This window comes from Dolichospermum sp. FACHB-1091, from assembly GCF_014697585.1.
Taxonomy (GTDB): Bacteria; Cyanobacteriota; Cyanobacteriia; order Cyanobacteriales; family Nostocaceae; genus Dolichospermum.
In genome coordinates this window covers 33,079-46,527 of the sequence record NZ_JACJSB010000011.1, presented here as the reverse complement: position 1 = coordinate 46,527, position 13,449 = coordinate 33,079, and the positions used below count along the sequence as shown (strand labels likewise).

The 13,449-nt window shown below is 34.4% G+C and carries 14 protein-coding genes; 8 read left to right on the top strand and 6 right to left on the bottom strand.

Features of this window, described 5'->3' with window-relative positions:
• Positions 1-6: 6 nt before the first annotated feature.
• From kdpA to H6G25_RS08985, 4 genes are all read right to left on the bottom strand, one after another.
• Positions 7-1,692, bottom strand: coding sequence for a potassium-transporting ATPase subunit KdpA (gene kdpA / locus H6G25_RS09000; protein ID WP_190392181.1), 1,686 nt, complete (start codon positions 1,690-1,692; stop codon positions 7-9).
• Between the two features lie 373 nt (positions 1,693-2,065).
• Positions 2,066-2,338 (bottom strand): GlsB/YeaQ/YmgE family stress response membrane protein, encoded by a 273-nt coding sequence (locus H6G25_RS08995; protein WP_190392180.1) that lies wholly within the window; start codon positions 2,336-2,338, stop codon positions 2,066-2,068.
• A gap of 153 nt (positions 2,339-2,491) precedes the next feature.
• Entirely contained in the window at positions 2,492-3,874 is a 1,383-nt protein-coding gene (gene hemN / locus H6G25_RS08990; RefSeq protein ID WP_190392179.1) for an oxygen-independent coproporphyrinogen III oxidase, read from the bottom strand.
• A 404-nt stretch (positions 3,875-4,278) separates the two neighbouring features.
• Complete coding sequence (locus H6G25_RS08985) at positions 4,279-4,953, bottom strand: heme oxygenase (biliverdin-producing) (RefSeq protein WP_190392178.1); 675 nt, start codon at positions 4,951-4,953, stop codon at positions 4,279-4,281.
• Between the two features lie 412 nt (positions 4,954-5,365).
• Here H6G25_RS08985 and acsF point away from each other — a divergent pair, with 412 nt between their 5' ends.
• A complete protein-coding gene (gene acsF, locus H6G25_RS08980; protein WP_190392177.1) occupies positions 5,366-6,442 on the top strand; it encodes a magnesium-protoporphyrin IX monomethyl ester (oxidative) cyclase in 1,077 nt (358 codons plus the stop codon).
• A 69-nt stretch (positions 6,443-6,511) separates the two neighbouring features.
• On the opposite strand, the gene H6G25_RS08975 is transcribed toward acsF, so the two are convergent.
• Positions 6,512-7,429 (bottom strand): zinc ABC transporter substrate-binding protein, encoded by a 918-nt coding sequence (locus H6G25_RS08975; RefSeq protein ID WP_242034913.1) that lies wholly within the window; start codon positions 7,427-7,429, stop codon positions 6,512-6,514.
• A gap of 256 nt (positions 7,430-7,685) precedes the next feature.
• On the opposite strand from H6G25_RS08975, the gene H6G25_RS08970 reads away from it, so the two are divergent.
• The 7 genes from H6G25_RS08970 to H6G25_RS08940 all read left to right on the top strand — a co-directional run bounded on the left by H6G25_RS08970 (position 7,686) and on the right by H6G25_RS08940 (position 12,341).
• The gene (locus tag H6G25_RS08970; RefSeq protein ID WP_190392176.1) at positions 7,686-8,477 is read left to right on the top strand and encodes a metal ABC transporter ATP-binding protein; all 792 of its coding nucleotides are present in this window, start codon (positions 7,686-7,688) and stop codon (positions 8,475-8,477) included.
• A 150-nt stretch (positions 8,478-8,627) separates the two neighbouring features.
• Positions 8,628-9,473 (top strand): metal ABC transporter permease, encoded by an 846-nt coding sequence (locus H6G25_RS08965; RefSeq protein WP_190392175.1) that lies wholly within the window; start codon positions 8,628-8,630, stop codon positions 9,471-9,473.
• Positions 9,474-9,685: 212 nt separating this feature from the next.
• Positions 9,686-9,940, top strand: a complete 255-nt coding sequence (locus H6G25_RS08960) for a type II toxin-antitoxin system RelE/ParE family toxin (RefSeq protein ID WP_347239154.1) — start codon at positions 9,686-9,688, stop codon at positions 9,938-9,940.
• A gap of 263 nt (positions 9,941-10,203) precedes the next feature.
• On the top strand, positions 10,204-10,434 hold the full coding sequence (locus tag H6G25_RS08955) for a hypothetical protein (protein ID WP_028083852.1): 231 nt from the start codon (positions 10,204-10,206) through the stop codon (positions 10,432-10,434).
• 53 nt (positions 10,435-10,487) lie between these two features.
• Positions 10,488-10,787: a helix-turn-helix domain-containing protein gene (locus H6G25_RS08950; RefSeq protein WP_028083851.1), complete on the top strand. Its 300-nt coding sequence runs from the start codon at positions 10,488-10,490 to the stop codon at positions 10,785-10,787.
• Positions 10,787-11,206 carry a type II toxin-antitoxin system VapC family toxin gene (locus H6G25_RS08945; RefSeq protein ID WP_190392173.1) on the top strand — a complete coding sequence of 140 codons (420 nt, stop codon included), beginning with the start codon at positions 10,787-10,789 and terminating at the stop codon, positions 11,204-11,206. The genes H6G25_RS08950 and H6G25_RS08945 overlap by 1 nt, the downstream gene beginning before the upstream one ends.
• Before the next feature lie 595 nt (positions 11,207-11,801).
• Positions 11,802-12,341, top strand: a complete 540-nt coding sequence (locus tag H6G25_RS08940; RefSeq protein WP_190392172.1) for a hypothetical protein — start codon at positions 11,802-11,804, stop codon at positions 12,339-12,341.
• Between the two features lie 161 nt (positions 12,342-12,502).
• Here H6G25_RS08940 and H6G25_RS08935 read toward each other — a convergent pair whose 3' ends face one another.
• On the bottom strand, positions 12,503-13,366 hold the full coding sequence (locus H6G25_RS08935) for a hypothetical protein (RefSeq protein WP_190392171.1): 864 nt from the start codon (positions 13,364-13,366) through the stop codon (positions 12,503-12,505).
• Between the last annotated feature and the right edge of the window lie 83 nt (positions 13,367-13,449).

The following is a 13,449-nucleotide window of genomic DNA, read 5'->3' as shown; positions in this document are numbered from 1 at the left end:
GCTATATTAACTACCAGCAGCGAGTTTAAACCCTTCAGCGATCGGTCCCAAAGCCAAAACGGGGAAAAATGTCAAGATTCCTAAAACCAAAGTGACACCAGCAGTAATACTGGTAAATAACAAAGAATCAGTTCTCAAAGTTCCCTTGCTTTCTGGACTTGCTTGTTTTTCAGACATACTATCAGCTAATAGTAGTAGAGCAATAATTGGTATATAACGTCCCGCAAAAATACTGGCAGTTGTACTTAAATTCCACCATAATGTACCGTCATTTAATCCCTCTAAACCAGAACCATTATTAGCTGCTGCTGAAGCGTATTCATAAACCACTTGGGAAATACCATGAAAACCAGGGTTACTAATGCCCGATAGAGATATAGGATAAGCTAAAGCCACAGCGCTAGGAATTAAAACCATTATCGGGTGAATTAATAGCACCACACTAGCAAGAACAATTTCCCGTTTTTCAATTTTGCGCCCAAAAATTTCTGGGGTACGCCCTACCATTAAACCAGTCAGAAAAACTGTGAGAATTAGATAAATGAAGAGATAAGCAGTTCCTATTCCCTGTCCACCCCAAATTATTTGTAAAAATAGGTTGAATAAGCTAGAAAATGTCCCATTGGGCATAAGAGAATCGTGCATTGCATTCACAGCACCGGACATGGTAGCAGTGGTTGTAACTGCCCATAATGCGCTCTGCGCCCAATCAAATCTGACTTCTTTACCTTCTAAATTTGGTAATTCTAGTCTTAAAGCGTTGTTAATCAGTGGGTTTCCTTGTAATTCTCCTGTGGCTGTAACGCCAATAAGAACAACAAAGATTATAAACACCATCCAATATAATAACCAACTTTGTTTCAGGTTGTTAGCAAATACTCCATAGGTATAAATTAAAGATGTGGGAATAGCCAGCATAGCGATAATTTCTATTAAATTAGAAGCACCATTGGGATTTTCAAAAGGGTGAGCGGAATTAGCTGCAAAAAAACCGCCGCCATTTTCCCCTAACATTTTTATAATCTCCCAGGAGGCTACTGGACCTCTAGCTATATACTGAATTCTTCCTTCTAAGGTTTCTACCTCCAGCGTTCCGGCTAGGGTTTGGGGTACACCTGTGATAATTAGAGCGATCGCCCCAATTATTGATAAAGGTAGTAGTATTCTAGTGATAGCCTGGATAAAATCAACGTAAAAATTCCCCAGTTTTCTGCCCGTTAACCCCCGGATAAAAGCAATTCCCACTACCAACCCACTAGCCGCTGAAGTAAACATCAAAAAGCCTAAAGCCGATGTTTGGCTAAAATAACTAAAGGTATTTTCCGGTGCGTAATGTTGTTGGTCGGTGTTGGTTAGGAAGGAAATTGTGGTATGTAATAATAAATCCCATCTTATTCTCCCTAATTCATTGGGATTCCAAGGCAAAAGTTTTTGATAATAGAGAATAGCATAAACTATACCACCCATGACTAAGTTACTGTATAGTAATGCGCGGATATATTGCCAACCTGTCATATCATTTTTTTTGCCCACACCCCCTAAAATATAAATTATTGCCTCTAGGGGCTTCATTACAGGATCAAGGATTGTCCTTTCTCCCAAGAAAACACTGGCTATGTATTTTCCTAGTTTTGGAGTAATAAATACTACAATACATAGCGTTAAAGCAATTTGTAAAAAACCTTGTCCCATGTAGTTTGCACCCTACTTAATTTATGGTTAGTCAATACTCAACAATAATACCTAAATTACTTTCTTGAATTTTTAGGGAGTTAGATGATTGTTCATATTTTAATATTCTATACAATAAATATTATTTTAATTTATTTTTATTTAACTGCACATCATATCAGGACTTACGCAACTGGCACATTGGTAGGGTGCGTCAGATATCAACAATCTGTTTATTTGCAGGATTTATGCAGTAGTAAAGCACCCTGAAACAGATTTTTAGTGTGACACTTGCGTAAGTCCTAATGAATATGATGTTGGGTTTTCCTGTGTCAACCCAACATTTTATTTTAATGAAAAAGAGTTTAATTAATGCTATATCAATAGCTAACTATTATACCCTACTACCCCTTTGCCATAATCCCCATAAATAAATAGCAATGATCGCCCCAATAACTGCTACTATCACTCCAGGAATACTTAAAGATGCAGATGTAAGTTGTAAAGTTCCTGTGCGAATGAGAGTGAATAAAGTCCCACCAATAAAGGCACCAGCAATACCTAATATCATCGTAGATATCATTCCTCCACCTTGATAACCAGGATAGATAGATTTAGCAATTACACCCGCTAATAATCCCAAAATTATCCAAGTAATAATATTCATTGATTGCTTCCTCAAAAAATTCAACTCATGTCAAATTTATCAAGGCTTAATATTATTTATTTCTATCTAATGACATAACCTGTATCAATCAAAAGGTATGTAATTACAACTTATTAATAAATCATAATTACATACCAATTTGTATTAATAAAATTAAATAGCGCGAGAGAATTTTGTTTCTCTACTTCTTGTATGAGTATCGAAAATAACAGCAATATTTCTCACCAACAATCTACCAATATCAGTAATATGGATCTCATCAGTGAATACATTGACTAATCCATCATTTTCTAGGGGTTGTAATTCTTGCAATTCGTAGCAGAAATATTTATTAAAATCAAGATGATATTTCTGTTCAATCTCCAATTTGTTGAGATGAAAATGAGACATAATTGACATAATTACATCCCGTCTAATAATGTCATCTTGGGTTAATTGAATACCTTTACTAATAGGAATTACACCTGCTGCAACTGCTTGGTAATAATCCTTTAATTCCTTGTGATTTTGAGCATAAGCATCTTCCAACATACTAATAGATGTAGCCCCAAAACCAAATAATTCAGTTTCCGCATGGGTAGTATAACCTTGGAAATTACGTTTTAGTGTACCATGACGTTGAGCGATCGCTAATTCATTGTTATTTTTGGCAAAATGATCCATCCCAATAAAGAGATACTCATGATTAGTTAATTCCTCAATTGTCATTTTCAGGATATTTAACTTTTCTTCTGCTCCGGGTAATGCTGCTTGGGGAATCATTTTTTGTACAGGTTTAATCCAAGGTACATAAGCAAAATTAAAGACGACAATTCTATCAGCATCTAAAGCCATTGTCTTGTGTAATGTTTCCCGAAAAGTTGCCAAAGTTTGATAAGGTAAACCATAAATTAAGTCTACATTCACACTATCAAAATTAGCCTCCTTAATCCAACTCATGACATCAAAGAGTAGTGATTCTGGTTGAATTCGATTCACTGCTTTTTGTACTTCTGGGTGAAAATCTTGAATCCCAAAACTAATGCGATTAAAGCCAATATCTCTCAAAAATAAGATATATTCCCTATTCACATAACGGGGATTAATTTCGATAGAAACTTCTGCATTTTCCGCAATTTGGAAATTACGAGTAATATTTTTCCAGAGAGATTCCACTTGTTCAAGTTCTAAATAATTCGGTGTTCCTCCACCCCAATGGATTTGTAAAACTTGTCTATTTTTATCAATTAAAGCTGAGGTATTTTTGATTTCCTGTTCTAAATGTTCCAGATACGGTATAGCCATGTTCTTGTTATTAGTAATTACGGTATTACAACCGCAGAAATAACAAGCACTTTGACAAAAAGGAATATGGAAATACAAAGACAGGGGAGTTTTTCTTTGATTAGAAGCGGTAATTGCAGTTTGGAAATTTTCCGCTGTGAAAGTCTCTGTTAATTCCGTCGCTGGGGGATAACTTGTGTATCTAGGAGCGCGAGTATCATACTTTTGAATTAGATCAAAATCAAACTTAACACCAGGTAATAGAAAAACCATTATAGTCTCCAGTGAATTTGTGTGATGATTGGAAATAATCACAATTGATTTTCCCAACTTCGATTTAATGTTGTAATTTAGGATTTAGCTATTCACAAATAGAATATATTTATGCTATTTGTTTGTGGTGAGCATTATGTTTTTAATGAACCACTTCAGACACAGAGAACATAGAGGAAGAGAATAAATAAGATGTTTGCATCTTTTTGAGCATCTTTATTAGGACTTACGCACAAGTCACGGAATAATGAACCACGTTCGCGGAGCGTCCCGTCAGGGATAGGAACGAAGAGAACGAAGAAAAGAGGGTTTGAGAGATATTTTGCGTAAGTCCTGTTTATATAATTCATCATGTTCAAAATTAATTGAGTGATGAATTATATCTTTGTCAATTATGCAGAGACTCAAATTAAACTATTGTAAGTGTCTTTACCAATAGTCTCTATTAAAATCCTTTCTAACTCTTGAAGTATTTGCATATTTAATTTGAAAGCATGGTTAGCTTCTGCGACAATTTTGTCGACGGTGGTATCATCAATGGGGAGTTTATCTAAGGCTTGACGATACTTTTCTTTAAAGGCCTGTTTGTCGGGAATTTGCTCAAAATTGTAAAAGGAAGTTCCTGTATATCCAGACAGTTTTAAGGCTGACTGAGCAATTTTCTGGAGCATTTGGCCACCGGAAAGATCACCCAAATAACGAGTATAGGAATGAGCTAATAATAGTGCGGGTTCATGGGTAGAAATTTGTTGAATACGCGCAAGATAAGTTTGAGTAGCAGGTGAAGGTTTAATAGTTTCTTGCCATTGATTCCCATGATAAAATAACATATCTTGTTTTAGGGAAGATTGGCGATTTAGTTCGGGAAAATAAATTAAACTAATTACAGGATGTTGTTTATGTTTCTCAATTGCTGCTTCTAGTTCACTATAAACAAAATAGAAATTACTCAACAACTGAATAAAACAATTTTTGTCTACAACTCCTTTGATAAAGCATTTCATGAAACCGACATTTTCGGAATTTGTATGCGCTTGTTGCGTTCCCACACGCAGTTTCATTGCTAAATTATTACTCATTGTTTCTTCCCTCTTGTTGATGTCTGTAGTGTTCTTTTCCAAATTTTAGCGACTCGTTTATCAGTTCACAGCCGATATAATTACAGAAAATTGCTATTGTATGTGAATAGAGTTATCAGCATAATTTATCCAGCACAAATCTCCAGCATAAATTACTATCAATAGTAATTTCGGCTATTTTTACCACTCCTGAAATTATTTAACTATTATTCTTGGTATAACTATAAAAGTATTTATATTTATTTATAGTTTCCTAAATATATTTGTTTAGTAAATAGGTATTTAAACTATAAGAAAATTCTAGATAATTCAGTATTTTTGTAAAAATTAGTTTCAATAATTTAACTGATGACTAATAACAAATATTCATGCTTATATAATTTTAAGGCAGACAATAGTAAAGCGAATACCTATGGTTAAGTCGTTGGATAAACCCCCAGTTGAGTTACCGAAATCGGGGGTAAAAACACCCGTTCAAGAAACACTATTAACACCCAGGTTTTATACCACTGATTTTGACACAGTGGCCAAAATGGATATTTCGGGGTATGAAACAGAATTAAGGGCTGTAATTGAGGAACTCAAAGCAGATTATAATCGTCATCACTTTATACGAGATGATGAATTTAAGCAAGGTTGGGATCACATTGTTGGTGAAAAACGACTGGCTTTTATTGACTTTTTAGAACGTTCTTGTACTTCAGAATTTTCCGGGTTTTTACTGTTTAAAGAATTATCCCGTCGTCTCAAGGATAATAACCCTTTATTATCAGAAGCATTTGCTTATTTAGCGCGAGACGAAGCCCGTCATGCGGGGTTTTTAAATAAGTCAATGGCTGATTTTAACCTTTCCCTTGACTTAAGTTATCTGACTAAAAATCGCACCTATACATTTTTCCCTATAGAGTGGGTTATTTACACGGTTTATCTATCGGAGAAAATAGGTTATTGGCGTTATATTTTAGTATATCGTCACATGGAAAAAAATCCCGAATACCAATTTTATCCTCTATTTCGGAAGTTTGAAAGTTGGTGTCAAGATGAGAATAGACACGGTGATTTTTTCAAAGCTTTGTTACGTTCTCAACCTCAATTATGGAATAATTGGAAATCTCGGTTATGGGTGCGGTTTTTCTTAATAACCGTTTTTGCAACTCACACCATGACAGTATTTGAAAGAGGTAATTTCTATGAAATATTAGGTATTCATCCTCGTAAATACAATAATCAGGTAATTGAAGAAACTAACAAAACCGCAGCTAAAGCATTTCCGATTATTTTAAATACCAATCATCCCTATTTCTTCTGGTATTTAGAACAATGTGCATTGTATAATCAGAAAATAATTGATCTCAACAAAATCAACGATTGGGGAATTATCAAATATTTCCAAAAAATCCCCTTAGTCTTGATGATTTTTTGGTATATGTTCAAGATTTTTCTGATTAAACCCATAGACACAGAAGCAACTCGTCAACAAGTTTGTTAGTTAGGGAAAGGGGAAAGTTGAATGACCAACAAGATTCCCAAATTCTTAGAGAATTTGGGAATCTAATTCTTATTTTTTACTCTTTAATTGAAAAGGTGTATATTTCCCACCCAAAGCTTCAACAATAGCGCGGGTATTTGCAACCATCATTTTTATATAAGTATCACTATTACTACCTTTTACCCCAATGGAATCAGAATAAAGTGCAGTTGGTGCTAATTTTACCCCTGCTTCTTCCGCAACTGTTTTAATTAAAGCTGGGTTAATTGTTGTTTCCGCAAATATCGCTGGGACACCTATTTTTTTCACTGATTCTACTAATTTTCTCACCGTTTGGGCGCTTGGTTGTTCCTCCGTACTAATCCCGATTAAAGTTCCAGCAATTGTTATTTTATAAGCATTTCCATAATATTGAAAAGCATCATGAGTAGTAATTAATTTACGGTTTTTTGGGGGAATAGTTTGGATTTGTTGTAAAATCCAAAGATGTAATTGTTGTAATTCATCAATTAACTTATCTGCATTTTCAGTCAACTTATTTTTATCTGCTGGTGACAAAGCGATTAAACTATTTTTCATCGCTTTCACCATCAATATAACATTTTCTGCACTACCCCAAACATGAGGATCTGGAACAATTTTCCCCTTACCTTTATCTAATTTTAAAGATTTGACAACTTCCCCCACAGCCAACTTTTTCGCTTTGTCTCCAGTCGCATTCATTAACTTAATAATTCCCGGTTCTAAATTGTAACCGTTGTACAAAATCAAATTAGCTTTTTCCAAAATTCGACTATCTGCGGGTACTGGTTCATACACATGAGGATCTGCACCAGGTTTCAAAATTCCCGTAATTTGTAATTTTTCTCCGCCAATTTCTTCAGCTAAATCTGCAATAATGGTACTCGTCGCTACAACCTGCGGCCGATTATTTCCTCCGTGTGAAGAATTGGGAGTACAACCCATGACAGCCAAAGATACTAACATTCCTAGACAAAGGGGATTAAGTAAAGAGAACCTAACCCCCAACCCCTTCCCTCCCAGGGAAGGGGAGTAAGAATAAAAGCCTCTCTCCTCACAGCGGAGAGGTTTGGAGAGGGATTTTAGTAATAAGTCATACATTGTATTAAGCATTAGTTTCATTTACCTCAGTGATTACTTCTAATTATAGATAATTATAGATATTCTCATATTTTTCTCATTTTTATAGTAAACTCAAAAAATAACTATCTTAATCAAAGTTATGCAAAACATTTCTGATTACCGAAAATCTAGTCTATCTACCAAAAATTCAGCAAATATACTTACACAAATCAACATCACCCATCTAAATGTAAATTATCGGACACAGGAAGCATTAAGAAACATTAACTGCACAATTAAACCAGGAAAGATAACAGGTATTTTTGGACCCAATGGTGCAGGTAAAAGTACATTAATGAAAGCTATTTTAGGATTAGTTCCCATCACTAACGGTCAAGTTATATACCAAAATCAGCCCTTAACCCAGCAACTAGAGAAAATTGCTTATGTACCCCAACGTAGCCAAATTGACTGGAATTACCCCGCCACCGTATGGGATGTAGTCATGATGGGGCGTATTAAAAAAACAGGATGGTTACGTAGTTTCTCTACAGTCAGCCGCCAAATAGCCACACAAGCATTAACAAAAGTGGGAATAGAAGCATTAAAAAATCGTCCCATTGGTGAACTTTCAGGAGGACAACAACAACGGGTATTTTTAGCCAGGGCTTTAACTCAAGAAGCCGAAATTTTCTGTTTTGATGAGCCATTTGTAGGTATTGATCAAAAAACCCAAACTATCATATTTGCAATCCTTCAAGAACTAGCAAAAGCCAATAAAATCGTCTTAGTAGTTAATCATGACTTAGGTGAATCTATTACCCATTTTGATGATTTAATCTTACTAAATTGTGAATTAATCGCCACCGGTTCACGCCAACAAGTCTTAACAGAAAATAACTTAAATCGGGCTTATAGCGGAAAAGTCATGTACTTTGCTGAAGCAGCATAATAACTGCTAATGAAGAACCTCACCCCCAACCCCCTCCCCGCAAGCGAGGAGGGGACTATGATCTATTTATTTCATACAAATAAATACCGCTATATCTTCTCTTCCTTTCTTCCTTCGCGTTCTTTGTGCCTTCGTGGTTCATTTTCATCTATGTTGCAAACACTAATTGAACCGTTGCAATATGGCTTTATGCAACGTTCCTTAATCATCGCCATACTAGTAGGATTATTGTGTGCTATAGTCGGTAGTTATTTAATGGTACAACGCCTAGCATTACTGGGAGATGCTATTAGTCATTCAGTATTACCAGGACTAGCTATAGCCTTCATGATTGGTGCTAATATCTTTGTCGGGGCGTTTATTGCGGGAGTTTTGAGTACCATGGCCATAGCCTTAATTAAAACCCGATCTCCCATTAAAGAAGATGCTGCTATGGGCATAGTTTTTTCTGCTTTTTTTGCTCTGGGAGTTACTTTAATTACAGTCATTCAAAAGGATAATAAAATTGATTTGAATCACTTTCTTTTTGGTAATATTTTAGGGGTAACTGTTGATGAAGTCAGGGATACAGCTATTATTGCAGCTATTGTTTTAATGGTAGTTTTCTTATTATATAAAGAACTGTTATTTTACACATTTGATCCTTTAGGAGCGCAAGCTGCTGGTTTACCAGTTAATCGTTTAAATTTTGGTTTAATGTTGTTAATTGCTTTGACAATTGTTGCCAGTATGAAAGCTGTGGGAGTAATATTAGTATTATCACTTTTAATTACTCCTGGTGCAACTGCTTTTTTATTAGTCAAACGTTTACATCAAGTGATGATTTTAGGGGCGGTAATTGGGGTAATTTCTAGTATTAGCGGAATGTATCTTAGCTACTTTTATAATTTACCTTCTGGTCCGGCTATTGTATTAGTGGTTTCTGGTTTATTTACCTTGGCTTTATTGTTTAGTCCTCGACATGGGATTTTGATATCTATTATGAATAGGAAATAAAATTATCAAATTAGTACAAATTGGTAATTAAATTACATTTAATGCTGGTTATATTTACATAATTCCACGTAAATAAACTTTTTTTGTGTAGTAGCGATCGCTAATATAACTTATCAAAAAATAAACAACCAATTTATTAGGCTTTGGGGATTTCATATTGACGTATTATTTATCCCCTCATCCCCACCCACCAACCTAGCAACACTAGGCGTATTAGGGAAATAAGTAGCGACTGTCTTAATTGTCAAGCGATCGCAAAAATGCCAAAACGATGTTCTTTAGCTAGAGAAAATGATTATTTTAGTCAAGAAATTCGGCAGATAATTTATGGAAAAGGACGCAACGCATACAGGATAATTTTCACAATTATAGAAGGGGAAGAAATTTCTATAGTTCGCGTTCTTCATATTCGTCATGCAGCACAGCAGACTATAAGTGAAGTTCCTGATGAATTTGAAAAAGAATAATATCGCATTTTTGATGAGATATTTTCTGAATCAGGATAACCAGGATTTAAGGATTTACAGGATGTTGTTGTTTATTTGAAGTGGGGATTTTGAGGATTTTTTTTGTCTGAATCAGGATAACCAGGATTTTAGGATTTACAGGATGTGGTTGTTTATTTGAAGTGGGGATTTTGAGGGTATTTTTTGTCTGAATCAGGATATCCAGGATTTTAGGATTTACAGGATGTTATAATATTTATAAACTTTCACCAAAATATACAGTTATGGCGATCGCTATTTCCCTAACTCCAGAACTAGAAGCAAGACTACTTGAAAAAGCAACCCAACAAGGAAAAGATATCAGTTTAGTTGCGGCTGAATTATTAAAAAATATCCTAGACTGGGAATTAGAAGACTCACAAGCAGCTATTCACGGTATTCAGCAAGGATTAGATGATTTTGAAGCAGGAAGATTTCGGTCTTTTGATGATTTTGCCAAAAAATCAACATTTTGACTTGAAATATTAACTATAAACATTAACAAAAATACAAGGTTGTGGCAATCCTTATGAGTCAAATAACATTACCAGAAGTTCTCACAATTGATGAAGTTGCCGAATATTTGCGTTTACCTCAAGAAGCGGTAATTCGTCAAACATTACTGGGGAATATTCCTGGACAAAAAATAGAGAATAACTGGAGATTTTTAAAAGTTGCAATTGATGAATGGTTAAGTTCTCCATCTCACCGATATATTCTCATTCAACAAGCTGGCACTTTTGCTGATGATGATTCATTAGCTGATTTAAGAGCATCTATTTATGAAGCAAGAGGAAGAGCAGAAGTTGATGAGGATGAAGAGATTTAATGTACTTACTTGATACTGATACTCTAACGCATCTACACGCGGGAAACAGTAATGTAGTTAAGCAATTAAATACTGTAGAGGATGATTTAATTGCAATTACTATCATTACTAAAATTGAGGTTTTGCGGGGAAGAATTGATTATGTTCTCAAAGCTGATACAGGAGAAAAATTAATAAAAGCACAGGAGTTATTATTTCGTACAGAAGAACTTTTAAATCAACTACCAATTATTCCTATTAATCAGTTAGCAGCAGACGAGTTTAACGGGTTACGTGCTATTTCTAAACTGCGTAAAATAGGACAAGCTGATTTATTAATTGCTAGTATTACCTTAGTAAATCGTGCTATCTTAGTAACAAGAAACCTGCGTCATTTTCAACAAATACCTGGGATAAAAGTTGTTAATTGGGTTGATTGAGATTCAGTTAAATTTGAGATTTTTGAGCATTTTTGTGTCAGAATCAGGATATCTAGGATGAAAGGATATACAGGATGTAATTTTTTTAGGCTCTACCGTTCCCTTTATGTAACACAACATTTATTGTAGGTTGGGTTGAGGCACGAAACCCAACACCTCTTACTATCCTCCCGCGAATGTTGGGTTTCACTTCGTTCAACCCAACCTACAAAAATTAAATTAATATTCTCTTCCATAAGGAGAGCGGTAGAACCTTTTTTTATTGTTTAAGAAAAATGGCAATTTTTGGATGATAGATAATATCCTGTGATTGTAATTATCATCTTTCAATATTCACAGATAATTCATCAATAACAATCCTGTACATCCTAAAATCCTGGACATCCTGATTCAGACAATTACAATTTCAGCATCCCACCAACAACTTACAAATAACAATCCTGTAAATCCTCAAATCCTGGACATCCTGATTCTGACAAAAAATATGAATCGGATATTTTCATTATGTTGGGTTGCGTTCCTTAATCTAAGCTAGAAGATGAGCGATACCTAGTATAATAGAAAGACATCTATTGTTTTAGGAGATATTGGGAAAATGATCAGATTAGCTCAGTTTGAAGATTATTGTCTTAGTAAGCTTTTAATAAATCAACTGCAATTGATAGACGACGAAACTGGAAATTCTGATTTAATACTTCAAGAAATTGAAATTTTAGAAGGGAAAGCATCTGATTTATCATCTACAAAAATTCCAACTCAATACAAACATTTACCATTAAAAGGTCTTTGGCACAAGCATTTTTTTATGCCTGAATTTATTGTTAAAAATCTATGCCTACATTTAGGTATTGATCGCACAAATTCAAATGTGAGCAATATCATAAATCAAGTATTTGATTCTAGCAATTCTGACGTTATTACAGAAGATATGGTTATGAACTTAGTCTATGAATTAACAGAAGGAGGAATGAAAAAAAGAGCAGATGAACAAAAATTAACAGGTGAATGGATTATATACGCCAAATATGAAGGCAAAAATTATTATTTAACTCTTGCTCTTCATGACGAAGATGATAATGTAATACATAAAAGAATTATTGATCACTGTAAACCGGAGTTTCCTTTTCTCTTTTAAAAGTGGAGTTTCATCGTATTTCTGATATAGAGTAAACAGAGATACATTTGATTTGCTTGAAAATTCAGATCCCCGACTTCTCACATTAGTCTATAATTCATTTAGAAGATTAAAAAAGAAGTCGGGGATCTAGTCACCTTGATAAAATTCTAAATCTCGATTTAATCCCTATCTGGAAAAATATCATCACCAAACTCTGAAACTAGCCAATTAAAAGTTGCTTCTCCGTCTTCCCTTGCAGCATCAAGCATTTCTCTTTCTATTTTAAGTTCAGTTGTTCTTACAGCTTTTGCCCATTCTTCTGGGTCTGCTCGTAAGCTATTATATTCTTCATCGTATAGCTGAATAGCTTCTTCAAAAGTTTCCGCAGAAACATAAATTTCTACGGGAATATATCTTTCAATACTCCATTCAACATTGTCATCCTCTAAATTAACATCTACTTGATAATTAACTCCATCTCCTTGATATACAATTGAATATGATGCAGAAGTTATCCCAGCCTGATCAGAGTGGTATTTAATTCTAACTTTCTTTTCATGAGCATCTAAATTATTCTTTTTCAGAATATTGATAAAATCATTGCCATTGAGAGGAATGCCTTTAGTTAAACACCAAAGTATTTTTTCATCTCTTTCTTTCAGGTAATTATGATAATCATTCATTAACTGATGATCAGCATCACTAATAGACTTACCTACGCCCCAAAATTGGCGATAACAGCCAAATCTATTTTGCAACAATTTAATTGATAACCATTGAAAGCTACTATCTACCAATTCATAGTAAATATATATCAAACTTTCAAAATAATAATTTTTTGATGACAAAAATTTTATGTCCTGGAGATTACGATTTTGGTATTTTTTATCTGCTGCTAAATTAACTCCACATCTAACGTAAGATTTTATTTTTTCCGGGGATACACCTAATTGCTCCATAAGTATGTAACCAGAAAATCCTTCAAACCAACTTTCTCTATCTAGCTGAAGATTAGTGACACTTCTAATAACTTGTTCATTCACATCAATCATTGGATTATACAATGAACAGTATTTGAGAAACTCAATAGGTGTTTTAGGTGAATATGGAGTCATAATTCTGGATA